This window comes from Plantibacter sp. MDV22-iso1 (genome assembly GCF_058408345.1).
In genome coordinates this window covers 450,227-474,070 of record NZ_JBZVDY010000001.1, presented here as the reverse complement: position 1 = coordinate 474,070, position 23,844 = coordinate 450,227, and the positions used below count along the sequence as shown (strand labels likewise).

Genomic DNA, 23,844 nt, shown 5'->3' with positions numbered 1-23,844 from the left:
TTCACGAGTTCAGGAGTCCCACACCATGGGCGGTTACATTCTTCGTCGTGTCCTGCAGGCTATCCCCGTACTGCTCGGCACGACCTTCCTCATCTATTTCATGGTCTTCGCGTTGCCCGGTGATCCCGTGCTCGCATTGTTCGGCGACAAGACGCCGAGCGCCGCGCAGATCGCTCAACTCAACGCCGAGTACAACCTCGACAAGCCGTTCATCGTGCAGTACTTCCTGTACCTCGGCGGCATCTTCACCGGCGACCTCGGAACGTCCTTCTCCGGGCAGCCGGTCAGCGAGATCCTCGCGCAGGCCTTCCCGGTCACGCTGCGGCTCGCCGTCATCGCCGTCTTCTTCGAGATGGTCGCCGGAATCACCATCGGTCTCATCTCCGGCATCCGCAAGGGCGGCATCTTCGACGCCTCGTTCCTCGTCGTCAGCCTGATCCTCATCTCGCTCCCGGTCTTCGTCATCGCGTTCGTCGCGCAGTACGTGTTCGGGATCCAGCTCGGGTGGTTCAGACCGACGGTCGGCCCGGGCGCGCCGATACAAGACCTCTTACTTCCCGCACTGGTCCTCGCCACCATCAGCTTCGCGCAGATCGTGCGGTTGACCCGGTCCTCGGTCATCGAGACGCAGTCGCTCGACTTCGTCCGTACGGCGTACTCGAAGGGCCTGAGCCGTCGCCGGGTCATCCCCGTGCACATCCTGCGCAACTCCCTGATCCCGGTCGTGACCTACCTCGCGGTGGACTTCGGTGTGCTGATCGTCGGCGCCACGGTGACCGAGGGCATCTTCAACGTCCCCGGTGTCGGCCGCACGCTCTACCAGGCCATCCTCCGAGGAGAAGGCCCGACCGTGGTGTCCTTCGTGACGGTGATGGTGTTGTTCTACCTCATCATCAACCTCGTCATCGACCTCTTCTACGCCGTGCTCGACCCAAGGATCCGCTATGTCAAGTAATGATCAGGAGCCGACGATCAAGCGATCCCCGAATCACTTCGTCGCACCGCTCGAAGAGACCCCCCTCGCGGTCATCGACGCCGTCAAGGTAGACGAGAAGGTCAGCAACCTCTGGACCGACGCGTGGGCGTTCATGCGCCGTCGTCCCATGTTCTGGATCTCGTCCGTCCTCATCCTGCTCGTCGTGGTCGTGGGCCTGTTCCCCTTCCTCTTCACGCAGACGCCCCCGAACAACCAGTGCTTCCTCGAGAACAGCAACGGCGGGCCTGAGGCCGGCCACATCCTCGGCTTCACGAAGCAGGGCTGCGACATCTTCGCGCGGGTCATCTACGGGACCTCCACGTCGCTGTCCGTCGGGCTCATCGTGACGTTGATCACGGCCACGCTCGGCATCGTGTTCGGCGCGTTCGCCGGCTTCTACGGTGGCTGGGTCGACTCGGTGCTGTCCCGCATCGGCGACATCTTCTTCTCCATCCCGTACATCCTCGCGGCCGTCGTCGTCATGTCGGTGCTCGCGAAGTACCGCAGCGTGTGGACGATCTCCCTGGCGATCGGTCTGTTCGCCTGGCCATCCGTCGCCCGAGTGCTTCGAGCGGAGGTGCTCAGGGTCAAGAACGCGGACTACGTCCAAGCGTCCATCGCGCTGGGTGTCTCCCGCTTCAAGATCCTCCTGCGCCACGTGCTGCCGAACGCGATCCCACCGGTGATCGTCGTCATCACGATCTCGCTGGCATCAGCGATCGTCGCCGAGGCGACGCTGTCCTTCCTCGGCGTGGGACTCGGGAGCGAGACCATGTCCTGGGGCAACGACATCAGCCAGGCGCAGCGTGACCTCCGCACGGCCCCGCAGGTGCTGATCTACCCGTCGATCGCGCTGTCGCTCACCGTGCTCAGCTTCATCATGATGGGCGAAGTCCTGCGAGACGCGCTCGACCCGAAGGCGAGGGCCCTGCGTTGAACGCGAGCCAGATGAACACCCAGCAGCCGCTGCTCGAGGTCAAGGACCTCGAAGTCACCTTCCGCACTCAGAGCGGGACGGTCCAGGCCATCCGCAAGACCGGGTTCACCATGATGCCCGGTGAGACCGTCGCGATCGTCGGTGAGTCCGGATCCGGGAAGTCGACGACCGCGCATGCGATCATCAACCTCCTGCCCGGTACCGGCAAGATCAGCGGGGGCGAGATCCTCTTCGAGGGGCGCGACCTCTCGAAGCTGTCCCGCAACGAGATCGAGGACGTCCGCGGACGCCTGATCGGTTTCGTGCCCCAGGACCCGATGTCCAACCTGAACCCGGTGTGGAACATCGGCTTCCAGGTCGAGGAGGCCATCCGTGCCAACGGCATCGCCCAGGGCAAGAAGGCCGTGCGCGCCAAGGCGATCGAGGTGCTCCAGCAGGCCGGTCTCTCCGACGCCGACCGTCGCCTCAAGCAGTTCCCGCACCAGTTCTCCGGCGGTATGCGTCAGCGCGTGCTCATCGGTATCGGTCTATCGTCGAGTCCGAAGCTGCTCATCGCGGACGAGCCCACCTCGGCGCTCGACGTCACGGTCCAGCGGAAGATCCTCGACCACCTCGAGAGCCTGACCCGCGACAGCGGCACGGCGCTGCTCTTCATCACGCACGACCTCGGCCTCGCCGCCGAGCGCGCTGAGAAGCTCATCGTCATGTACAAGGGGCAGATCGTCGAGGCCGGTCCGTCGGTCGAGATCCTGCAGAACCCGGTGCACCCGTACACGAAGCGGCTCGTCGCAGCGGCACCGAGCCTGGCTTCGCGTCGTATCCAGTCGGCGACCGGATCGCTCGAGACCCTCGACCATGAGGCTCCTGTCGGTTCGGAGGGCATCGACCTCATCGTCGCCGCCGAGCACCGCGCCGCAGCGCAGGCCGCCCAGCCGGACGCGGAAGCCGCGATCGTGGTCAAGGACCTCGAGAAGGTCTACAACATCCGCGGACAGAAGGCGGCTGAGCGTGAGCTCAAGGCCGTCGACGGCGTCTCGTTCGAGATCCCGAGGGGCACCACCATGGCGCTCGTCGGCGAGTCCGGATCCGGGAAGTCCACCGTGGCGAAGCTGCTCCTGCAGCTGGAGACGCCGACGTCCGGCCAGATCCGCATCGGTGGCAAGGCGATGGAGGGGCTCGATCGCAAGGGCCTCCTCGCGCTGCGCCGCAAGATGCAGCCGGTCTTCCAGGACCCCTACGGTTCCCTCGACCCGCTGCGGAACATCGGCAACACGATCGCTGAACCGCTCGTCACGCACAAGGTGGGCGACAAGGCGTCCCGCCGTGCTCGCGTGCTGGAGCTCCTCGATCAGGTCTCACTGCCGCAGGCGGTCGCGACCCGGTACCCGAACGAGCTCTCCGGTGGACAGCGTCAGCGCATCGCGATCGCCCGCGCACTCGCGTTGAAGCCGGAGATCGTCGTCCTCGACGAGGCGGTGTCCGCGCTCGACGTCCTCGTCCAGGCGCAGATCCTGCAGTTGCTCGCCGACCTCCAGTCGGAGCTGCAGCTGACGTACCTCTTCATCACCCACGACCTCGCGGTCGTGCGCGTGATCGCCGACAACGTCGCGGTCATGCAGAAGGGGAAGATCGTCGAGGCGTCCACCACGGACGACGTCTTCGAGAACCCGAAGCAGCAGTACACACGCGAACTCCTCGACGCCATCCCCGGCGCCGGGATCGAGCTCGCGCTGTAACCGGCGCACCACGTCGAAGGGCGGTGCCGCGGAGCGATCCGGGGCACCGCCCTTCGGCGTTGCGGGAGGTGTCCGCCGGTCGCTAGACGAGGAGCGCCGAGGCGACGCCCCAGGCGAGGAGTGCCGCCGTGACGCCCAGGGCGACGACGTCCCAGCGCGAGGTGGCGAGGCGGTCGTCCTTCGGGTCGATCCGGCCCCAGCGTTCGTGGGCACGGTCGATGAGGTCGACGGCCGTCGGACCCTCGTTACCGGCACGACCGGGTCGGCGGACGCCCGCAGCGCGGTCCTGATGGTCGACCCCGCTTCGTCCGGCACGTCCGCCGATCATCGACGGGCGGTCGAGACCCGCGCTCGGTGCCCCCCAGCTGGTGATCTTCCGCCCGTCCCGCAGGAGCACCGTGAGCTGGTAGCGGCTCGTCGCCTCCTCCATGCGCGACCAGGGGATCTCGTGGAGACGTCCGACGTTCACGACGGTCAGCTGCGACGGCTCGATGATGATGCACGGACGGACGAGGACCAGGTAGACCAGCCACACGACGAGGAGCTCCCACGGGAGCGCCTGGACCGCGAAGCCCCAGGCTCCACGGCTGACGGCGTCGATGACGAAGAAGACCATGAGGAGGGCGGTGACGCCGAGGATCCAGAAGCCGCTCGTGCTCCGCAGGGTGGTCCGATTGCCGGCGTTCGTCGCTTCGTTCACGTCCACCATCCTTCCAGGCCGCCGACTCTCGGGGCCCGCTCGGCTCGATCAGGCGGTGACGAGCCGGTCGCTCTCCGCATGGTGGCACGCCACGAGCCGCCCGTCGACAGGGCGCTCTCGTGGATCGTCGCGTTCGCAGACCGCCTGCTTGTCGGCCGGTAGCAGCTGGAACAACGGGCACCGACTCCGGAAACTGCAGCCGACCCGGTCGTCGCTGGGGGAGGGGAGGTCGCCGTTCAGCAGGATGCGCTGCCGACTGCGTTCGATCTCGGGGTCCGGGACCGGCACCGCGGACAGGAGCGCCTGCGTGTACGGGTGCTTCGGGTCGTCGAAGATCGTGGCGCTCGGTCCGTACTCGACGATGCGTCCGAGGTACATGACCGCCACGTCGTCGGCGATGTGCCGGACGACGGCGAGGTCGTGGGCGACGAAGAGGTACGAGAGTCCGAGCCGCTGCTTGAGGTCTTCGAGCAGATTGATGACGCCGGCCTGGACGGAGACGTCGAGCGCGGAGACCGGCTCGTCGAGCACGAGGATCTTCGGTTCGACGACGAGCGCCCGAGCGATGCCGATGCGCTGTCGCTGTCCACCCGAGAACTCGTGCGGGTATCGGCCGGCGAAGGACGGCTCCAAGCCGACGAGTTCGAGCATGGCCCCGACGCGGGAGCGGATCTCGGTGGGGGAGACCCCGTGGACGGTCAACGGCTCGCCGATGATGTCCTCGATCGTCATGCGCGGATCGAGCGAGGCCATCGGGTCCTGGAACACCACCTGGATGTCGCTGCGCAGCTTCCTGCGGTCGGGCTTCGACAGCGTCGCGGTGTCGACCCCGTTCACGTGGATGCTGCCGCCCTGCGTCCTCGCGAGTTCGAGGATCTCCATGATCGTCGTCGTCTTCCCGCACCCGGACTCGCCGACCAGGCCGAGGGTGCGCCCGCGCTGCACGCTGAACGAGACCCCGTCGACCGCGCGGACGGTGCCGATGTTGCGCCGGAAGACGACGCCCTTCGTGAGCGGGAACGCGCGAGTCAGATCGCGGACGTCGAGGACGGTCTCCGGAGCGACCTCGGCGACGAGCTCCTCCGGCACCTCGTCCGGCCGAGGGAAGATCTCCGGGCGGCGCAGCGACCCGTCGGCGATCTCGCCGGCGCGGATGCACGCGGCGGTGTGTTCGACCGAGGTCGTCGGGTCCTCGACGGGCCCGTCGAGGACGGGGAGCAACGCCGGTTCGCCCTCGAGGCACGCGGCCACGGCGATCGGGCAGCGCGGGGCGAAGGGGCAGCCGGTCGGCACGGCCGTCAACAGCGGTGGGCGTCCTTCGAGCGGGACGAGTCGCTCTTGCTGGTTCGCCGCCATGTTCGGCATGGAGCGCAACAGACCGATCGTGTACGGCATGAGCGGTTCGCGGAACAGCGGGACCACGGGCGCCGTCTCGACGATCCGGCCCGCGTACATCACGGCCACCCGGTCGGCGTTGCCGGCGACGACACCGAGGTCGTGCGTGATGAGCACCACGGCGGCGCCGGTGATGTCCTTCGCCTTCTGGAGCACCTCGAGGATCTGCGCCTGGATGGTGACGTCGAGTGCGGTGGTCGGCTCGTCGGCGATGATCAGCTGCGGGTCGTTGGCGATGGCGATCGCGATCATGGCCCGCTGACGCATGCCACCGGAGAACTCGTGCGGGAACGACTTCGCACGCCGCTCCGCGTTCGGGATGCCGACGATCTTCAAGAGTTCGACGGCCCGGGTCTCTGCGGCGCGCTGCGAGAGCGCGGAGTCGTGGAGGCGGAGGCCTTCGGCGATCTGCTGACCGATCGTGTAGACGGGCGTGAGCGCCGAGAGCGGATCCTGGAAGATCATGGCGATGTCCCGCCCGCGGATCTTCGACAGCTCCTTGTCCGATTGGCCGAGCAGCTCGACGCCGTCGTAGCGGATGCTGCCGCTCACCTGCGCATTGGTCGGGAGCAGCCCCATGACGGCCATCGAGGAGACGCTCTTGCCGGAGCCCGACTCGCCGACGATGCCGAGGAACTCACCACGCCGCACCTCGTAGGAGACACCGCGGACGGCATGCACGGGCGTGCCGGCGTTGGGGAAGGTGACGGTGAGGTCGTCGACCTTGAGGAGCGGCGCGGTCGCCTGGGGGTCAGTCACGGTTGGCTCCTGAGGTCGGGTCGATGGCGTCGCGCAGGGCGTCGCCGAGGAGGCTGGAGGCGAGCACGGTGATGACGAGGATCGCTGCGGGGAAGACGAACAGCCAGGGCCGCGTCACGGCCGCACTCGCACCGGCGGCGAGCAGGGTGCCGAGCGAGACGTCGGGCGCCTGCACGCCGAAGCCGAAGAAGCTCAGGGTCGTCTCCGACAGGATCGCCGCGCCGATGCCGAGCGTCGCGTCGATGATGAGGAGGCTCGCGACGTTCGGGATGATGTGGCGACGGATGATCGTGAACCCGGGGACGCCCATGAACCGGGCCGCCTTGACGTATTCGCGTTCGCGGAGCGACATCGTCTGCCCGCGGATGACGCGCGCGAGCACCATCCAGCCGAACAGGACGAGGAAGACGACGAGGGCGAGCCAGGACAGCGACTTGAACGCCGGGCTCAGGAGCACGAGGAGGAAGAAGCCGGGGATGACGAGGAGGAGGTCGATGAGCCACACGATCGCCTTGTCCCAGACGCCTCCGACGTAGCCGGCGATGGCCCCGACGAGTCCGGCGATGATCGCAGCGCCCGGGCCGACGATCAGACCGATGACGATGGACTTCTGCAGCCCGACGAGCGTCTGTGCGTACACGTCCTGGCCGATGTTGTTGGTACCGAACCAGTGGTCGAGCGAGGGCGGCTGGCTGAAGGCGAGGCCGTCCTGGTCGGTGAACGACCAGGGGGAGAGCAGCGGGCCGATGAACGCCCAGAGGATGATGAAGAGGAGGACGCCGCCACCGATGCGGGCGCGCTTCGTGGCGAGCACCTTCCGCAGGATCGTGCGCCCGCGGGACTGCGGACGCTTGGGGGCGTCCGCCATCTTCTCCGGGTCGCCGACGGTGAGGGTCGAGGGGTCGGTCAGTGCCATGTCGTTACACCCGCACTCTCGGGTCGAGCGCCGCATAGATCACGTCGGAGAGCGTTCCGGCGATCAGGACGAGGATGGAGGTGAACAGGATGGTCCCGGCGGCGGCGTTGATGTCCGAGTTCGAGACGCTCGTGAGGAGGTACTCGCCCATGCCGTGCCAGCTGAAGACGTTCTCCGTCACACTCGCTCCGGTGAGGATGAGCCCGAAGGAGTAGGCGAAGAACGTCGACATCGGGATGAGCGCGACGCGGACACCGTGCCGGATGATCGCGGAACCGCGGGTCCGGCCCTTCGAACGCGCGGTCCGGATGTAGTCGGCGCTCATCACGTCGAGCATGGCGCTGCGCTGGTACCGCGAGTACGAGGCGACGGCGCCGACGGTGAGGGTGATGGTGGGCAACAGCAGATGCATCGCCCGGTCGCCGAACTGTGTCCAGAATCCGCCCTGGAGGCCGGCGGTGTACTCGCCGGTGAAGTTGATGACGTTCGTGCCGACCGCCTGGTTCAGTGACGTCGCGAGGATCATGAGCACGACGCCGATGACGAAGACGGGCATCGCGAGGATCGTGAACGAGGCGTAGGTGATGATCTGGTCGCTGGCCCGGTATTGGCGGACCGCGCCCCACACGCCGAGGGCGACGCCGATGACCGCGCCGAGGATGGTGCCGATGACGAGGAGGCGGAGGCTCGTGCCCGAGCGCTCGAAGATGTCGGCGGTGACCTGGGTGCCGCGCGTGCTGATCCCGAGGGAGCCGGTGGTCACCAGTTGCGTGACCCAGTCCCACAGGCGTTCGAGCAGTGGGACCTTCGGGTTCACGCCCATCTTGTCCAGCGCCGCATCGATGGACGCCTGGGGGATGGGCGGGTTCTTCCCGAGGAACCGGGCCGACGGCTGGAGCGTCATGCTCACGAGCACGTAGCCCAGCATGGTGGCGATCGCGGAGAGGAACAGGTAGTTGACCAACCGCCGTGCAATGAACCCGATCATGTACCAGCCTTGCGAAGTCGTTGTGCGGGACCGCGTCGTCCCGTCAGCTGTGCTCCCCTCGTGGGGGTGGAGACACTGTAACCCCCAAGTGTCTGGAATCAGAAAACGACGCGTGTTCTCAGGAAACGAAACGTATGTTTCCGGCACGTGTTGCCGATAAATCGAAACGGTAACAATTCATCCCCACTTGTGGGGGATCCCCGGAGCGGGTGCAAGATGGTCCACATTGGCCTGCGCGCCTTCCGCTCCGCATCGGTGCGGCCTTGCGCAGTTACACGTCACGAAAGGTGGATCTCGATGAGTTCCAGAACACAGGGATCGAAGCGGCGCGGCGGGATGATCCTCGCCGGCGTCTCGATCGTCGCCCTCGCATTGACGGCTTGCACCGGAGGCGGTTCAGGCGGTGGCGGCTCGACGTCGAAGCCCGCCGAGCTGTCCGGCACCGGCTGGGAGCGCGCCGACGCCGACCAGATCGCCCAGGGCGGTTCGCTCAACCTCGCCGTCGACGCGATCCCCGCGAACTGGAACCTCTACAACCTCGACAGCGGCACCGTCGACGACCAGTTCCTCAGCAACCTGTACACACCGTCGTTCATCAACATCAAGGAGGACGGTACCTGGGAGGCGAACCCCGACTTCGCGACCTCCGTCGAGCTGAAGACCGAGGACCCGCAGGTCGTCGAGATCAAGATCAACCCGGACGCCGTCTGGTCGGACGGCACCGCCATGAGCGTCGACGATTTCGCCGCGACCTGGAAGTCGCTGAACGGCGTCGACCCCGCCTACGCGCCCACCGCCACGAACGTGTGGAAGGACATCGAGTCCGTCACCGCCGGCGACAGCCCGCAGGACGTCCTCATCACGTTCAAGAACAAGAACGCGGACTGGCCGTCGATCCTCGGCAACATCTGGCCGAAGTGGCTCGGCGCGACGCCGGAGTCCTTCAACACCCTCTGGGCGACCGGACCCTATGCGGCCGACGGCACGACCTACGTCTCCGGCGGTCCGTACATCGTCAGCAAGATCGACCAGACCGGCGCGGTCGTGACCTTCGAGCCCAACCCGAAGTGGTGGGGCGACAAGCCGAAGCTCGACAACATCATCTTCAAGCAGGTGTCCCGCTCGGGTCTCGCGCAGGCGTTCTCGAACAGTGAGATCGACGTCTTCAGCATCGGCTCGAACGCCGACAACTACGAGACGGCCAAGAAGCGCAGTGACGCCGAGATCCAGCGTTCGCGTGGAACGACGTACAACCACATCACCCTGAACGGCACGTCCGAGGTCCTGAGCGACCCCGAGGTCCGCCAGGCGTTCGCCAAGTCGATCAACCGTCAGACCATCGCCGAGGCCCGCCTCGCAGCGATCGACGCACCGACCGACCTGCTGAACAACCTCATCTTCCTCCCCGGCCAGGACGGCTACGAGGACGACGCCTCCAAGGTGCTCGGCTACGACATCGACGCCGCCAAGAAGCAGCTCGACGACGCCGGTTGGAAGGAAGGCAGCGGTGGCATCCGCGAGAAGGACGGCAAGAAGCTGACCGTCCGCTACGTCATCGACTCCGACAACCCGGTCTCCGCCGAGACGTCGCAGCAGGTCCAGGCCATGGTGAAGGAGTCCGGCTTCGATCTCCAGATCGACACCGTCCCGTCCGACGACTTCTTCACGAAGTACGTCACCACCGAGACCCGCGACTTCGACGCCGTGAGCTTCGCGTGGCAGGGCACCGCGTTCCCGATCTCGAGCACCGAGTCGATCTTCTACCCGGCCGACTCCGGGCAGAACTTCCCCGGCGTCACCGACGACTCGCTCGGTGACCTCTGGGCGAGCGCCAACGCGGAGCTCGACCCCGACAAGCGCCTCGAGATCGCGAAGGAGATCGACAAGAAGATCGTCGCCCTCGCGACCACGCTGCCGCTGTTCCCGGTGCCGTACACCTACGGCGTCAAGACCGGCCTCGTGAACTACGGGCCGACCCAGTTCGAGACCATCGACTGGAAGAACGTGGGCTGGAAGAAGTAAGCATCAGCACGCGTTCGATCTGAACGCAGCCTCGACGGGCATCGGCGGGAAACCGCCGGTGCCCGTCGCCGTTCAGCCCCCGGCCAGGACTCCTGCGGTATGATGGTCCGTCGGCACCATCGTGCCCGAATCCCATCCACTTGAAGGAAGCCACCCTTTTATGGCGCTCGCCACTCGTTCCGATCTGCGCAATGTCGCGATCGTGGCCCACGTTGACCACGGCAAGACGACTCTCGTCGACGCCATGCTGCGACAGACCAACTCTTTCGCCGAACACGCCCACCTCGAAGAACGCGCCATGGACTCGAATGAGCTCGAGCGCGAAAAGGGCATCACCATCCTCGCCAAGAACACGGCGATCTCGTACAAGGGCGAACACGCCACCGACGGCCCGATCACGATCAACGTCATCGACACCCCGGGTCACGCCGACTTCGGTGGAGAGGTCGAGCGCGGCCTGTCCATGGTCGACGGCGTCGTCCTCCTCGTCGACGCGTCCGAGGGCCCCCTCCCGCAGACCCGCTTCGTGCTCCGCAAGGCGCTCGAGGCCAAGCTGCCCGTCATCCTCCTGGTCAACAAGACCGACCGTCCCGATGCGCGCATCGACGAGGTCGTCGTCGAGAGCCAGGACCTCCTCATCGGACTCGCCAGCGACATGGCCGACGACGTCCCCGACCTCGACCTCGACGCCATCCTCGACGTCCCGGTCGTGTACGCCTCGGGTAAGGCCGGCCGTGCGTCGTCCACCAAGCCCGCCAACGGCGAGCTGCCCGACAGCGAGAACCTCGAGCCACTCTTCGAGGCCATCCTCGAGCACATCCCGGCTCCGCAGTACGACGACGAGCACCCGCTCCAGGCGCACGTCACGAACCTCGACGCCTCGCCGTTCCTCGGTCGCCTCGCGCTCCTGCGCATCTTCAACGGCACGTTGAAGAAGGGCCAGACGGTCGCCTGGGTCCGCCACGACGGCGACGTCCACAACGTCCGCGTCACCGAGCTCATGATCACGAAGGCGCTCGACCGCTACCCGGCCGAGAGCGCCGGCCCCGGCGACATCGTCGCCGTCGCCGGTTTCGCCGACATCATGATCGGCGACACCCTGGCCGACCCCGAGGACGTCCGCGCGCTGCCGGCCATCACGGTCGACGACCCGGCCATCTCGATGACGATCGGTACCAACACCTCGCCGCTCATGGGCAAGGTCAAGGGCCACAAGCTCACCGCCCGCATGGTCAAGGACCGTCTCGACCGCGAGCTCATCGGTAACGTCTCACTCAAGGTCATCGACATCGGTCGACCCGACGCATGGGAGGTCCAGGGCCGTGGAGAGCTCGCGCTCGCCATCCTCGTCGAGCAGATGCGTCGCGAAGGCTACGAGCTCACCGTCGGCAAGCCGCAGGTGGTCACGAAGCGCATCGACGGCAAGGTCCACGAGCCCTACGAGCACCTGACCATCGACGCTCCCGAAGAGCACCTCGGCGCGATCACCCAGCTCCTGGCGGCGCGCAAGGGTCGCATGGAGAACATGTCGAACCACGGCACCGGCTGGGTCCGCATGGAGTTCATCGTCCCGTCGCGCGGCCTCATCGGCTTCCGCTCCGAGTTCCTCACCGCCACGCGCGGTACCGGCATCGCCAACGCGCTCGCGCACGGCTACGGCGAGTGGGCCGGCGCGATCACGACGCGCAACAACGGCTCGATCGTCGCCGACCGCTCCGGCGTCGTCACCCCCTTCGCGATCATCGCGCTGCAGGAGCGCATGTCGTTCTTCGTGCAGCCGACCGAAGAGGTCTACGAGGGCATGGTCATCGGCGAGAACTCGCGCAACGACGACATGGACGTCAACATCACCAAGGAGAAGAAGCTGACCAACATGCGTCAGTCTTCGGCCGACAACTTCGAGTCGATGACGCCGCCGCGCGTCCTCACGCTCGAGGAGAGCCTCGAGTTCGCCCGCGAGGACGAGTGCGTCGAGGTCACGCCCGAGCACGTGCGCATCCGCAAGGTCGAGCTCGACGCTCAGGCCCGCCAGCGCAGCTACTCGCGTCTCAAGAAGCAGTCCGAGTAGGCAGCAGCCGCTCCAACCCGATGCCCGGTCCTCCCAGGAAGACCGGGCATCGGGTCGTTAAGCTGATGGGCATGCGCCGACACGCCTCCCTCGCCCTGCTGGCCGCTCTCGTCATCGCTCCCACGCTCGCCGGGTGCAGCGTCATCGAGTCGACCGTCAAGGACTCCGTCGAGCAGGGCATCCGCGACGCCACCGGAGGCGACTTCGACGTGAACCTCGACGAGGGGCTCCCGGACGGATACCCCGTCGACGCGGTCCCGGTGGTCGACGGCACGGTCAACGGCGGACGTGGCACCGTCGACGGCAAGGACACCTTCGTCGTCACGGTGCAGGCGACCGATGCAGCCACCGCAGCCAAGGATGCGCTCGTCGCGGCAGGCTTCACGGTCGACGGGGAGATCGCGAACGGTGACGGTTCGATCGTGACGCTGTCGACGACGGCCTACGACGTGAAGCTCGTCGCCTCGGCGGACAGCATCCTCTACACGGTGACGGTCAAGTAGCCGCCCCTCCGGTCCCTGAGCGCCCTTCCGGTCCCTGAGCTTGTCGAAGGGCGCACTTCGACAGGCTCGGTGACCGGGCTCAGTGACCGGGGCCATTCCTACGCGAAGAGCGTCTCGCCGACCCAGCCGTCCTTGCTCGCGCCCGGCGGCACCGCGAAGATCGCCGACCCGACGTGCTTGATGTACTCGTTGAGCGCATCGGTGGCCAGTGCGCGCTGCACGTCGATGAACTGCTTGGGCGACCGCTGATACGACATGAAGAACAAGCCGGCGTTCAACCGCCCGAGGTCGTCGTTGCCGTCGACGAAGTTGTAGCCGCGTCGCAGGAGCTTCGTGCCCTTGAGCTGGGTCGGGTGCGCCAGGCGCACGTGCGAGTGCTTGTCGATGAGCGGCTGATCCGTAGCCCCGACCGCTTCGAAGTCGGGCTCGGTGAACTCCTTGCCGCCCGACAGCGGTGCGCCCTCGCCCTTGCTCCGACCGATGACCCGCTCCTGCTCCTGGAGCTGCGCGCGGTCCCAGGTCTCGATGATCATGCGGATCTTGCGGACCACGAGGTAGGAACCACCGCTCAGCCAGGCGGCGCTGTCCCCGTCCTGGACCCACACCTGCTCTTCGACCGTCTTCGTCTCCTCGGACTTGACGTTCGCAGTGCCGTCTTTGAAGCCGAACAGGTTGCGCGGGGTGACCTGACTGGTGGAGGTCGACGAGGTGCGACCGAAACCGAGCTGCGACCAGCGGATGGAGGCACGTCCGAACGCGATGCGGCTCAGATTGCGGATCGCGTGCACGGCGACCTGTGGGTCGTCGGCGCAGGCCTGGATGCAGAGGTCGCCGCCGGTGAGGCCCGCCTGCAGGTTGTCGCCCGTGAAGCGGGGGAGCTTCTCCAACTCGGCAGGGCGCCGGTCGGCGATGCCGAACCGGTCCGTGCCGTCCTCGGCGGTGAAGAGTGTGGGTCCGAACCCGAAGGTGATCGTGAGCCCGCTGGCGGGCAGTCCGAGCGCCTCGCCGGTGTCGACCGGGGGAGCGAGCGGGGAGCCGTCCACGGCGCCACCGTCGGCGACCTCCTGGCCCTGCGTCATGCGTGCCGCGGCGACACTCCAGTCCTGGAGCAGCTCGACGAGCTCCTCCCTGGTGGTCCCCGCCGACACGTCGTACGCGGCGAAGTGCAGGCGGTCCTGCGCCGGCGTGGTGATCCCGCTCTGGTGCGCCCCGCTGAAGGGGTAGACCGTCGTGACGCCCGAGGCACTCGCCGAGGCGCTCACGGTTGCGGTGATGGCCGCGGTCGCCCCGGCTCCAGCCGCCAGCCCCGCGGCGCCTGCTCCGGCGAGGCCGAACAGCGCCCGTCGCGACAGCCCGCGCCGTGGGGTGTCGCTCGGCGGTGCGGACGCGGCGCCGGGTCCAGGTTCGGTGGGCGCCGATCCTGCCTCGGGTGCAGGGGGCGTGGGGGGAGTGTGCTCGGTCATCGGACCTCATGCTATTCAGGGATGGCTGGAAGGCCGCAGGGCCGGAACCCCCAGAATGCTCTGAGCGGTTCCGGCCCGGCGCGCCGCGGAGGCGGCGGTGGATCCGGTCGGTGTTACTCGGCGACGCCGAGCACCGTGTGGGTGAGCTGCGACAGCGGCTCGGAGAGGGCGTTCACCTGGTCGGAGAGCTCCTTGCGCTGCTCCTCGGTGACGGTGTCGTAGCTCACGAAACCGTTGTCGAGGCTGCCGTACTTCGCGAGCAGGTCCTGCAGTGCCGTGAACTCGGTCTCGATCTGGCCGACGAGCTTCGTGCCCGCGTCGCCCTTGCTCGCGGCGATGTCCTTGACGTTGCCGAACGCGACCTCGGCTCCCTGCACGTTGGCCGCGAAGTCGTAGAGGTCGGTGTGGGACCACCAGTCCTCCTCGCCGGAGATCTTGCCGACGGCGACCTCGTCGAGGAGACCGATGGCGCCGTTCGAGATGTCGCCGAGGCTCACGGTGAAGTCCTTCTCGGAGACGAGGTCGAACAACTGCTGCACGTCGTCGACGAGACCGGTGGCGAACTGCTGACGCTGCTCCGGCGTCGACGGCGTCCAGTCCAGCAGCGCGCTCGTGCCGTCGGAGTTCAGTGCGTCGGCTGCCGGTGGCCAGAGGTCCTTCTCGATCCGGTGGAAGCCGGTCCAGTCGAGTCCTTCAGCCACGGCGTCGACCTCGCGGTAGTCGATCTTCGGGTCGAGGTCGCCGAAGGCCTCGGCCGTCGGCTCGATGCGTTCGTACGAGACGCGCGTCGTCGCGAACAGCTGACGGGCGGTCTCGTCGTCGCCGGCGGCGTACGCGTCGGTGAAGGCCTTCACCTGCGGCACGAGTTCGGCCACCTGGGACTTGATGTAGGCGACGTAGTTCGTCACGGCCTGGTCGGTGAGCGCCTGCTCGTCCTTCGAGACGGCGGCGTTCTCGCCCGTCACGGTGAACTCGGCGAGGCCGACCGGTGCGCCGACGAGCTGGAACTTGCAGGCCGTGTAGTACGTGCCGGGGTTCAGCTGTGCGACGTAGGACACCGTCTGGCCCGGCGTCACGTTCTCCTTCTCGCCGACGATGCGCAGCTTGTCCGAGGCGAGGATCTCGAACTCGTTGACGTCGGTGCCGTTGTTGGTGATCGAGAAGGTCACGGCACCGGCCGTCGCCTTCGCCACGGACACCGAGCACGAGTCGTCGGTGATGGCGACGGTGAGTGCGTCGCTTCCCGTCTTGTTCGGGACGCATCCCGTGAGGGCGAGGGCGAGGACGCCCGCGCCGGCGAGGCCGGCGATGATGCGGTGCTGCATGGAGACTCCTGTCGGAAGGTGCTGGTGCTTGGTTCGTGGTGGGTCGGGGACCGGTCAGGCGTTCGTCGTGACCGGTTTCGTGACCGAGGTCGGGCGCCGACGGCCGAGTCCTGAGACCCGGATGAAGCAGACGAGCGTGACGATCGGGTACAGCAGCCACGCACCGAACTGTGCCCACGTCGGGGCGGGGGTGAAGTTGAAGAGTCCGCCGAGGACGGTGCCGTACCAGCTCGTCGGAGGGACGACGGCGCTCAGGTTGAACGCGGCCTGCCCCCAGCCGGGGATGACGCCCGCCTCCTGGAGGTCGCCGACGCCGTAGGCGAGGACGCCGGCGGCCACGACGACGAGGAAGAGGCCGGTCCACGTGAAGAAGGTCCCGAGGTTGATGCGGACGAATCCGCGGTAGATGAGATAGGCGATGACGACGGAGGTGAGGATGCCGAGGAGCGCGCCGATCGAGCCGACGACGGCGTTCTCGCCGGAGTTGACGCTCGCCCAGATGAAGAGGGCGGTCTCGATCCCCTCGCGGCCGACGCTGATGAAACCGAGCACGATGATCCCGATCGCCGACCCGGCGACGGCGGCGTCGAGTCGTGACTCGAGGTCGTGCTTGAGCTCTCGGGCGTTGCGCCCCATCCAGAAGATCATCCAGGTGACGAGCCCGACGGCCAGGATGGACAGTCCGCCGCCGAGGATCTCCTGCGCCTGGAAGCTCAGCCCGTACGGTCCCCAGGTGAGGATCGCACCGACCCCGAGCGACACGACGATCGCGACGGCGACGCCGAGCCACAACCGGGGGAGGACGTCCCGCCGGCCGAGCTTGTTCAGGTAGGCGACGAGGATGCCGACGATGAGGCCGGCTTCGAGGCCTTCGCGGAGGCCGATGAGGTAGTTCGCGAGCACGTGACCGGACTTTCGGGCGTCGAGCAGGCGGTCGCCCGGGGGAGGCCGTCGTCTGCGGGGTGGGGATGCATCCGAGGGCGCGCCGGGCGGGGACCGTGGTCCGGGCGGGGCGCTGCGACTTCGGAACGCGGTTGGGTAAGGCTAACCTTATCCGACGTCGACCATAGCGCCTGACACCGAGGGTGTCCAGATACAATCGGCGGATGACCGATCCGGCCCCCGACCCCAGCCTCCCAGACGGCCGCACGGTCGGCGACGACCGCTGGTTCCCGCCGACACCGCCGCAGCCGGACGCACCGCACGAGCCGTCCACGGCGTCGCGGGTGATCGGGATCGTCCTCGCGTTCCTCGTCGGTCTGGCGTACGGCGCCATCGGCACGGTCGCGCACGCCTGGGCGCCCTCCGTCCTCGGCGTCGCTCTCCCGGTCGGGCTGGTGCTCGGCATCCTCGGTGTGGCCATGCTCCTGGTCGGACTCCGGATCGTCCTGGGAGACCGGCTCGCAGCGTCGGCAGCGGCACTCGGGGTCATCCTCATGATCGGGATCCTGCAGCTCGAGAGCACCGGTGGCTCCGTCCTCATCCCGCAGAGCGTCTCGGGCCTCGTCTGGACCATCGCCCCCGGCCTTATCGCCGTCCTTGTCGTGGCGTGGCCGAAGCTCCCGGAGCGCGCCCGCAAGCGCGACGACCGTCCCGCGGGACCGACGCCCGAACCGCTCCCCGTCTCGCCGCAGGCGTAGACTGGACAACTCAGTGCTCGTGAAGGGAGCCACCCGCCCGTGACCTACGTGATCGCCCTGCCGTGCGTCGATGTCAAGGACCGCGCCTGCATCGACGAATGCCCCGTCGACTGCATCTACGAGGGTGAACGGTCGCTCTACATCCACCCCGACGAATGCGTCGACTGCGGTGCGTGCGAGCCGGTCTGCCCGGTGGAGGCCATCTACTACGAGGACGACCTTCCCGAGGAGTGGGCGGACTACTACAAGGCCAATGTCGAGTTCTTCGACGAGGTCGGTTCCCCGGGCGGGGCCGCGAAGGTCGGCGTGATCCCCTCGGACCACCCGCTCATCGCCGCCCTGCCGCCCCAAGCCCACGAGTAGTCGCGTGGCACTGCAGCCGCTGCCCGACTACCCCTGGGACCTCATGGTCCCGTATGCGGAGCAGGCCCGTCGGCACCCCGACGGCATCGTCGACCTCTCGATCGGTTCGCCGGTCGATCCGACTCCCGGCCTCATCCGGGATGCGCTCCGGGCGGCCACGGACGCGCACGCGTACCCGACCACGATCGGCACGACCGAACTCCGGCAGGCGATCGTCGACTGGTTCGCGCGCCGTCGTGGCGTCGACGGGCTCACCCTCGACGCCGTCCTCCCGACGATCGGCTCGAAGGAACTCGTCGCGCTGCTCGCCTTTCTCCTCGGCCTGGGCGCCGGCGACACCGTGGTCCACCCCGTGGCCGCCTACCCGAGCTACGCGGTCGGCGCGGCGATCGCCGGAGCCGAGGCGTTCGCGTCCGACGACCCCGCCGAATGGCCGGAGAGCACCCGGCTGGTCTGGCTGAATTCCCCCGGCAACCCCGACGGTCGTGTCCTGTCGGTCGACGAGCTGCGGGCAGCCCGAGCCAGAGCCCGCGAACTGGGCGCCGTCCTCGTGGGCGACGAATGCTACGCGGAACTCGGCTGGGAGGGGGAGTGGTCCGACACGCCGACCCCGTCCGTGCTCGATCCGCGCGTGACCGACGGCGACACCGAGGGCGTCCTCGCGATCTACTCCCTGAGCAAGCAGTCCAACCTCGCCGGCTACCGTGCCGCGTTCCTCGCGGGCGACGAGCGCCTGGTGCGTCGGCTGGTCACCGTCCGGAAGCACGCGGGTCTCATGCTGCCGGCCCCGCTGCAGGCCGCCATGGTCGCGGCGCTCGGCGACGACGCCCACGTCGCGGAGCAGAAGGCCCGGTACCGTGCCCGACGTGAGGTGCTGCTCCCGGCCGTCCGCGAGGCCGGGTTCCGGGTCGACCGCAGCGAGGCGGGACTGTACCTGTGGATCACCGAGGGCCAGGACGCCTGGGTGAGTATCGACCGCTTGGCGTCGATCGGTGTCCTTGCTGGCCCGGGGGTGTTCTACGGCGAGGCCGGGCCGCAGCACGTGCGGCTCTCCCTGACCGCCACCGACGAGCGCATCGCGGCCGCCGCGGCCAGACTTCGAGGCCTCCGCCCGATTTCGGGGTGAACTCCAAGGAAGTCGCCGGATCACTGTGGGAAACAACAGTTGGGTCCGAAGCCGATTAGGCTGTATGTGACACGCCGTCGTATCGGAGGGCGATGTCGAGTCCCTATCGCACGAAGATATGAGGAGGCGCCGTGGGCGACGTCGAGAAACAGGCTTCCACCGAGACGCATCAGGTCACCCTGAACTACCCCGGCGGAACGGCCGAATTCCCGATCCACCAGTCAGCCCAGGGCGCGTCGAGTATCGACATCTCCTCGCTCACGCGGCAGACCGGCCTGACCACGCTCGACTACGGGTTCGTCAACACCGCGGCGACCAAGTCGGCGATCACGTACATCGACGGCGACCAGGGCATCCTGCGCTACCGCGGCTACCCGATCGAGCAGCTCGCCAAGCAGTCGACCTTCCTCGAGGTCGCCTGGCTGCTCATCCACGGGGAACTCCCGACGGCCGATGAACTCGGCGGATTCGACGAGAAGATCCGACGCCACACGCTCCTCCACGAGGACCTCAAGCGGTTCTTCTCCGCGCTCCCGCACACGGCCCACCCGATGGCCGTCCTGTCGAGCGCCCTGCAGGCCATGTCGACCTACTACGAGTCGGACGCCAATCCGCACGATCCCGACCACGTCGAGCTCACGACCGTCCGCATGCTCGCGAAGCTGCCGGTGATCGCGGCCTACGCGCACAAGAAGTCGGTCGGGCAGGCGTTCCTCTACCCCGACAACTCGCTGAGCTTCGTCGACAACTTCCTCAAGCTGAACTTCGGCAACCTCGCCGAGCCCTACGAGATCGATCCCGTCCTGTCGAAGGCGCTCGATCTCCTGCTCATCCTGCACGAGGACCACGAGCAGAACGCCTCGACCTCCACGGTCCGCCTCGTCGGCTCGACCGGAGCGAACCTCTACGCCTCGGTGTCCGCCGGTATCAACGCCCTGTCGGGTCCGCTGCACGGTGGCGCGAACGAGGCTGTCCTGCAGATGCTCGGCCGGATCCAGGAGTCCGGCGAGGGCGTGCAGCGCTTCGTCGACCGCGTGAAGAACAAGGAAGACGGCGTGAAGCTCATGGGCTTCGGGCACCGCGTCTACAAGAACTACGACCCGCGCGCCAAGCTCGTCAAGGAGAGCGCCGGCGAGGTGCTCCGTGCCCTCGGTATCAACGACCCGCTGCTCGACCTCGCTCAGGAGCTCGAGCAGATCGCCCTCGAGGACGACTACTTCAAGGAGCGCAAGCTCTACCCGAACGTCGACTTCTACACCGGTGTCATCTACAAGGCGATGGGCTTCCCGACGCGGATGTTCACGGTGCTCTTCGCCATCGGACGCCTGCCCGGGTGGATCGCCCACTGGCGTGAGATGAACCTCGACCCCCAGACGAAGATCGGTCGCCCGCAGCAGCTGTACACGGGCTCGCCCGAGCGGCCCTTCCCGACGCGCTAGTCCCGGTGGTTCCTGAGCCTGTCGAAGGGCGGTTCCTGAACCTGTCGAAGGGCGGCCCCGCATCCACCTCGGATGCGGGGCCGTTCTGTGTTCGGGGACGCCGGGTCAGGCGTGCAGTGCCGCGTTCAGCTCGACGCCCGAGCCCGAGCGGGGGAGCACCTCGACGGCCCCGGTGAGCGAGTTCCGACGGAACAGGAGGTTGGGGACACCCGACAGCTCGACCGCCTTGACCGTGCGCGGCGCGCCCTCGGCCGTGGCCGCAGCACCCGCGAGGACGACCTTGGTGCCCGCGGTCACGTAGAGACCGGCCTCGACCACGGAGTCGTCGCCGATCGAGATGCCGATGCCGGAGTTGGCACCGAGGAGGGCGCGCTGACCGATCGCCACCCGCTGCGTACCACCGCCGGAGAGCGTCCCCATGATCGACGCACCACCGCCGATGTCGCTGCCGTCGCCGACGACGACGCCCTGCGAGATGCGGCCTTCGACCATCGACGCGCCGAAAGTTCCGGCGTTGAAGTTGACGAAGCCCTCGTGCATGACGGTGGTACCCGGTGCTAGATGGGCGCCGAGCCGGACGCGCGAGGCGTCGGCGATCCGAACCTTGTCGGGCGTCACGTAGTCGAGGAGTCTCGGGAACTTGTCGATGCCGGTCGCGTGGATGCCGGCGCGGAGGAGTGACGGTCGGAGACGGTCGAAGTCCGCGGGGTGCACGGGGCCGGCGTTGGTCCAGACGACGATCGGGAGGTGCGCGAAGACACCGTCGAGCGAGATCGTGTTCGGCTGGACGAGCAGGTGGCTGAGCAGGTGTAGCCGCAGGTAGGCGTCCGGGGTGCTCTGCGGAGCGGCCTGCAGCTCGATCTCGACGGTGACGATGTCGATGCGGACGGCCCGGCGCTCGTCGTCGGTCGCGAGGGCCTCGAGGTCTGCGGGGGCGATCCAGCGGTCGCGGCCCTCGGGGATCCGTCCGAGCGAGGGCTCGGGGAACCAGGTGTCGAGCACGGTGCCGTCGGCGGCGATGGTCGCGAGGCCGGAGCCCCAGGCGTGAGTCGGAACGGGGGTGTCGGCAGGCGCAGCGGTCATGGCTCCAGGGTACCGGCCAACACTCAGGCCGACGGCCAATACACTGGTGCCATGCCAGCCGAAGTCCCCGTACTCGACCTGTCCGTCTCCTCGGTGGAACTCACCCAGCAGCTGTGCGACATCGCCTCCGTCTCGGGGGACGAGGCCCGCATCGCCGACGCGATCGAGGCGTCGCTCGAGGATCTCGAGCACCTGACGATCGTGCGCGACGGCGACACGGTCGTCGCTTCCACCTCGCTCGGACGTGCCCAGCGGGTCATCATCGCCGGACACATCGACACCGTCCCGATCAACGGCAACGTCCCGACCCGGTTCGAGGAGCGCGACGGCGAGGCGGTGCTCTGGGGTCGGGGGACGGTCGACATGAAGGGCGGCGTCGCGGTCCAGCTGAAGCTCGCGGCTGAGCTCACCGATCCCGTCGTCGACATCACCTGGATGTGGTACGACAACGAGGAGGTCGCATCCGACCTCAACGGCCTCGGTCGTCTCGCGCGGAACCGTCCCGACCTGTTCGTCGGCGACTTCGCGATCCTCGGCGAGCCGAGCAACGCCGGCGTCGAGGGCGGCTGCAACGGAACGCTCCGCGTCCACGTGAGTGCCCACGGCAAGCGGTCGCACGCGGCCAGGAGCTGGGTCGGCGTCAACGCCATCCACGCGATCTCCCCGGTCCTCGCGACACTCGCCTCGTACACGCCACGGGAGGTCGAGGTCGACGGGCTCGTCTATCGCGAGGGCGTCAACGCGGTCGGGATTACCGGCGGCGTCGCCGGGAACGTGATCCCCGACCTCGTCACCGTCGAGGTGAACTACCGCTTCGCTCCGAGCCGGACGGGTGCCGAGGCGCTCGCCCACCTCGAGGAGCTCTTCTCGGGCTTCGAGGTCGTGCAGACGGACGTCGCGGAGGGCGCTCGTCCCGGGCTCGACGCGCCGATCGCGCAGGACTTCCTGGCCGCGGTCGGCGGCACACCCGCCCCGAAGTACGGCTGGACGGACGTCGCACGCTTCTCCGCACTCGGCGTCCCCGCCGTCAACTACGGACCGGGTGACCCGCTCCTCGCCCATGCCGACGACGAGCGCGTCCCGCTCGCGCACATCGAGGACTGCGAGCGCGGGCTCCGCGCCTGGCTGACCGGGCCCGATGGTCGCTGACACGGCCCACTCGACCGAGGTCGAGGAGCGGCCGTCGATGCTCCGGCGCTGGGCCCGCCTGCCCTGGTGGGGGCGGATCGTCATCGTGTACGTGTTGTCCCGCCTGGTGACGACCGTGATGTTCGCGGTCGCGAGTCTGCTGCAGGCGCCGGACTCCCGGTTCGGCGCGTTCCCCTCGCTGGGGACGCTCGCCGCCGGCTGGGACGGACAGTGGTACTGGTGGATCGCGACGTACGGCTACCCGACCCAGCTGCCGCTCGACGACGCCGGCCGGGTCGCGGAGAACGCGTGGGCGTTCATGCCGGTGTATCCAGGGGTCGTCAAGGCGCTCTCGGTCGTCACCTTCCTGCCGTGGCCGGTCATGGCCGTGATCGTCTCGCTGTGCTGTGGCTTGGGGGCGGCCCTGCTGTTCCACCGGCTCCTGCGCATCCGCCTCGGCGATGAACGGGCGATGTTCGCCGTCGTGCTGTTCTGCATCGCCCCGCTCAGCGCCCTGTTCCAGGTCGCCTACGCCGAATCGATGTTCCTGCTGCTGCTGACGCTCGCGCTGCTCCTGCTCGTGACGCGCCGGTACGGCTGGCTCCTCGCGGTCATCCCGGTCATGGCGTTCACCCGCCCCGGAGTCCTGGCCTTCTCGCTCCTGCTGGGCCTCCATCTCATCGTGCGGATCGTCACGCGACACCGCGACCCGCTCGCGCGCCGGGAGGTCGTCCTCATCCTCGCGGGCGGGGCACTCGCCGCCGTCGCCGGATTCGCGTGGATGGTCATCGCCGGCCTCGTCACCGGGACGCCGGAGGCCTACCTCGAGACGGAGCTGGCGTGGCGGGCCGCCTTCATCGGGGAGCAACCCCTCGTCCCGTTCTCCGCCTGGATCCAAGGCGGCCAGTTCTGGTTCGGGGATGGCCCGGGCATCGCCGTCGTCGTAGCGGTCTTCGTCGGCTCCGTCGTGCTCCTGTTCCTCCCGCCGGTGCGTCGGCTCGGAGCCGACCTCCGGTTGTGGGTGGGGTCGTACCTCCTCTACCTCTTCGCGGTGTTCTTCCCGCAGACGAGTGTCTTCCGGCTGCTCGTCCCGGTCTTCCCGCTCCTCGGTGCGGTCGCCGTCCCACGGAACCGCTGGTACCGCGGCGGCGTCGTCATCGTCTCGCTGGCGCTGCAGTGGTGTTGGATCTTCGTCATGTACGGCCTCGCGAACGCGTATTGGACCATTCCCTGAGCGCGGATCGGGCGTCATCCTGCGCCTCGCCGCGCTCAGGATT

At 67.9% G+C, this 23,844-nt stretch carries 20 protein-coding genes; 12 read left to right on the top strand and 8 right to left on the bottom strand.

What is annotated here, in order from left to right; genetic code table 11:
• Nucleotides 1-25: 25 nt before the first annotated feature.
• Genes AC4PMY_RS02240 through AC4PMY_RS02230 form a run of 3 tightly spaced genes read left to right on the top strand, consistent with a single transcriptional unit; the run spans nt 26 to nt 3,649 of the window.
• On the top strand, nt 26-955 hold the full coding sequence (locus AC4PMY_RS02240) for an ABC transporter permease (RefSeq protein ID WP_064296418.1): 930 nt from the start codon (nt 26-28) through the stop codon (nt 953-955).
• A complete protein-coding gene (locus AC4PMY_RS02235) occupies nt 945-1,913 on the top strand; it encodes an ABC transporter permease (RefSeq protein WP_064296417.1) in 969 nt (322 codons plus the stop codon). The genes AC4PMY_RS02240 and AC4PMY_RS02235 overlap by 11 nt, the downstream gene beginning before the upstream one ends.
• An 11-nt stretch (nt 1,914-1,924) precedes the next feature.
• Entirely contained in the window at nt 1,925-3,649 is a 1,725-nt protein-coding gene (locus AC4PMY_RS02230) for a dipeptide ABC transporter ATP-binding protein (protein WP_064296416.1), read from the top strand.
• Nucleotides 3,650-3,731: 82 nt separating this feature from the next.
• Here AC4PMY_RS02230 and AC4PMY_RS02225 read toward each other — a convergent pair whose 3' ends face one another.
• Genes AC4PMY_RS02225 through AC4PMY_RS02210 form a run of 4 tightly spaced genes read right to left on the bottom strand, consistent with a single transcriptional unit; the run spans nt 3,732 to nt 8,407 of the window.
• The gene (locus tag AC4PMY_RS02225) at nt 3,732-4,349 is read right to left on the bottom strand and encodes a hypothetical protein (protein ID WP_491621896.1); all 618 of its coding nucleotides are present in this window, start codon (nt 4,347-4,349) and stop codon (nt 3,732-3,734) included.
• A gap of 48 nt (nt 4,350-4,397) precedes the next feature.
• Complete coding sequence (locus tag AC4PMY_RS02220; protein WP_491621895.1) at nt 4,398-6,503, bottom strand: ABC transporter ATP-binding protein; 2,106 nt, start codon at nt 6,501-6,503, stop codon at nt 4,398-4,400.
• A complete protein-coding gene (locus AC4PMY_RS02215; protein WP_079002099.1) occupies nt 6,496-7,419 on the bottom strand; it encodes an ABC transporter permease in 924 nt (307 codons plus the stop codon). Before AC4PMY_RS02215 ends, AC4PMY_RS02220 begins: the two co-directional genes overlap by 8 nt.
• Nucleotides 7,420-7,423: 4 nt before the next feature.
• Nucleotides 7,424-8,407: an ABC transporter permease gene (locus AC4PMY_RS02210; protein WP_064296413.1), complete on the bottom strand. Its 984-nt coding sequence runs from the start codon at nt 8,405-8,407 to the stop codon at nt 7,424-7,426.
• Nucleotides 8,408-8,704: 297 nt separating this feature from the next.
• On the opposite strand from AC4PMY_RS02210, the gene AC4PMY_RS02205 reads away from it, so the two are divergent.
• The 3 genes from AC4PMY_RS02205 to AC4PMY_RS02195 all read left to right on the top strand — a co-directional run bounded on the left by AC4PMY_RS02205 (nt 8,705) and on the right by AC4PMY_RS02195 (nt 13,000).
• Nucleotides 8,705-10,429, top strand: coding sequence for an ABC transporter family substrate-binding protein (locus AC4PMY_RS02205; RefSeq protein WP_491621894.1), 1,725 nt, complete (start codon nt 8,705-8,707; stop codon nt 10,427-10,429).
• A gap of 160 nt (nt 10,430-10,589) precedes the next feature.
• Entirely contained in the window at nt 10,590-12,497 is a 1,908-nt protein-coding gene (gene typA, locus AC4PMY_RS02200) for a translational GTPase TypA (RefSeq protein ID WP_491621893.1), read from the top strand.
• Between the two features lie 71 nt (nt 12,498-12,568).
• Nucleotides 12,569-13,000: a hypothetical protein gene (locus tag AC4PMY_RS02195; protein WP_491621892.1), complete on the top strand. Its 432-nt coding sequence runs from the start codon at nt 12,569-12,571 to the stop codon at nt 12,998-13,000.
• Nucleotides 13,001-13,098: 98 nt separating this feature from the next.
• Here AC4PMY_RS02195 and efeB read toward each other — a convergent pair whose 3' ends face one another.
• The 3 genes from efeB to efeU form a co-directional block, all read right to left on the bottom strand.
• Nucleotides 13,099-14,463, bottom strand: a complete 1,365-nt coding sequence (gene efeB, locus AC4PMY_RS02190) for an iron uptake transporter deferrochelatase/peroxidase subunit (RefSeq protein WP_491621891.1) — start codon at nt 14,461-14,463, stop codon at nt 13,099-13,101.
• A 113-nt stretch (nt 14,464-14,576) separates the two neighbouring features.
• The gene (gene efeO, locus AC4PMY_RS02185; RefSeq protein WP_079002109.1) at nt 14,577-15,788 is read right to left on the bottom strand and encodes an iron uptake system protein EfeO; all 1,212 of its coding nucleotides are present in this window, start codon (nt 15,786-15,788) and stop codon (nt 14,577-14,579) included.
• A gap of 54 nt (nt 15,789-15,842) precedes the next feature.
• Nucleotides 15,843-16,691, bottom strand: coding sequence for an iron uptake transporter permease EfeU (gene efeU, locus AC4PMY_RS02180; protein ID WP_491621890.1), 849 nt, complete (start codon nt 16,689-16,691; stop codon nt 15,843-15,845).
• Between the two features lie 203 nt (nt 16,692-16,894).
• Between efeU and AC4PMY_RS02175 the strand changes: the two genes are divergently transcribed.
• The 4 genes from AC4PMY_RS02175 (at nt 16,895) to AC4PMY_RS02160 (ending at nt 20,356) form a co-directional block, all read left to right on the top strand.
• Nucleotides 16,895-17,428, top strand: coding sequence for a hypothetical protein (locus AC4PMY_RS02175; RefSeq protein WP_491621889.1), 534 nt, complete (start codon nt 16,895-16,897; stop codon nt 17,426-17,428).
• A gap of 39 nt (nt 17,429-17,467) precedes the next feature.
• Complete coding sequence (gene fdxA, locus AC4PMY_RS02170; protein ID WP_056007281.1) at nt 17,468-17,791, top strand: ferredoxin; 324 nt, start codon at nt 17,468-17,470, stop codon at nt 17,789-17,791.
• 4 nt (nt 17,792-17,795) lie between these two features.
• Nucleotides 17,796-18,917: a succinyldiaminopimelate transaminase gene (dapC, locus tag AC4PMY_RS02165; RefSeq protein WP_064296164.1), complete on the top strand. Its 1,122-nt coding sequence runs from the start codon at nt 17,796-17,798 to the stop codon at nt 18,915-18,917.
• A 179-nt stretch (nt 18,918-19,096) separates the two neighbouring features.
• Entirely contained in the window at nt 19,097-20,356 is a 1,260-nt protein-coding gene (locus AC4PMY_RS02160; RefSeq protein WP_064296340.1) for a citrate synthase, read from the top strand.
• A gap of 105 nt (nt 20,357-20,461) precedes the next feature.
• On the opposite strand, the gene dapD is transcribed toward AC4PMY_RS02160, so the two are convergent.
• Nucleotides 20,462-21,439, bottom strand: coding sequence for a 2,3,4,5-tetrahydropyridine-2,6-dicarboxylate N-succinyltransferase (gene dapD, locus AC4PMY_RS02155; protein WP_491621888.1), 978 nt, complete (start codon nt 21,437-21,439; stop codon nt 20,462-20,464).
• Nucleotides 21,440-21,490: 51 nt separating this feature from the next.
• Between dapD and dapE the strand changes: the two genes are divergently transcribed.
• Both dapE and AC4PMY_RS02145 read left to right on the top strand, forming a co-directional pair.
• Nucleotides 21,491-22,588 (top strand): succinyl-diaminopimelate desuccinylase, encoded by a 1,098-nt coding sequence (gene dapE / locus AC4PMY_RS02150; protein ID WP_491621887.1) that lies wholly within the window; start codon nt 21,491-21,493, stop codon nt 22,586-22,588.
• Nucleotides 22,578-23,801, top strand: a complete 1,224-nt coding sequence (locus AC4PMY_RS02145) for a hypothetical protein (protein WP_254773609.1) — start codon at nt 22,578-22,580, stop codon at nt 23,799-23,801. The genes dapE and AC4PMY_RS02145 overlap by 11 nt, the downstream gene beginning before the upstream one ends.
• The last annotated feature ends 43 nt before the right edge of the window (nt 23,802-23,844 follow it).

What these genes read in the sequence shown, in the direction of transcription:
- AC4PMY_RS02235 (WP_064296417.1), top strand. Translation starts at nt 945, where the DNA reads ATGTCAAGTAATGATCAGGAGCCGACGATCAAGCGATCCCCGAATCAC.
- AC4PMY_RS02230 (WP_064296416.1), top strand. Translation starts at nt 1,925, where the DNA reads ATGAACACCCAGCAGCCGCTGCTCGAGGTCAAGGACCTCGAAGTCACC.
- AC4PMY_RS02210 (WP_064296413.1), bottom strand. Translation starts at nt 8,407, where the DNA reads ATGATCGGGTTCATTGCACGGCGGTTGGTCAACTACCTGTTCCTCTCC.
- dapD (WP_491621888.1), bottom strand. Translation starts at nt 21,439, where the DNA reads ATGACCGCTGCGCCTGCCGACACCCCCGTTCCGACTCACGCCTGGGGC.
- AC4PMY_RS02195 (WP_491621892.1), top strand. Translation starts at nt 12,569, where the DNA reads ATGCGCCGACACGCCTCCCTCGCCCTGCTGGCCGCTCTCGTCATCGCT.
- AC4PMY_RS02240 (WP_064296418.1), top strand. Translation starts at nt 26, where the DNA reads ATGGGCGGTTACATTCTTCGTCGTGTCCTGCAGGCTATCCCCGTACTG.
- AC4PMY_RS02215 (WP_079002099.1), bottom strand. Translation starts at nt 7,419, where the DNA reads ATGGCACTGACCGACCCCTCGACCCTCACCGTCGGCGACCCGGAGAAG.
- AC4PMY_RS02145 (WP_254773609.1), top strand. Translation starts at nt 22,578, where the DNA reads ATGGTCGCTGACACGGCCCACTCGACCGAGGTCGAGGAGCGGCCGTCG.
- typA (WP_491621893.1), top strand. Translation starts at nt 10,590, where the DNA reads ATGGCGCTCGCCACTCGTTCCGATCTGCGCAATGTCGCGATCGTGGCC.
- AC4PMY_RS02175 (WP_491621889.1), top strand. Translation starts at nt 16,895, where the DNA reads ATGACCGATCCGGCCCCCGACCCCAGCCTCCCAGACGGCCGCACGGTC.
- efeO (WP_079002109.1), bottom strand. Translation starts at nt 15,788, where the DNA reads ATGCAGCACCGCATCATCGCCGGCCTCGCCGGCGCGGGCGTCCTCGCC.
- AC4PMY_RS02205 (WP_491621894.1), top strand. Translation starts at nt 8,705, where the DNA reads ATGAGTTCCAGAACACAGGGATCGAAGCGGCGCGGCGGGATGATCCTC.
- efeB (WP_491621891.1), bottom strand. Translation starts at nt 14,463, where the DNA reads ATGACCGAGCACACTCCCCCCACGCCCCCTGCACCCGAGGCAGGATCG.
- dapE (WP_491621887.1), top strand. Translation starts at nt 21,491, where the DNA reads ATGCCAGCCGAAGTCCCCGTACTCGACCTGTCCGTCTCCTCGGTGGAA.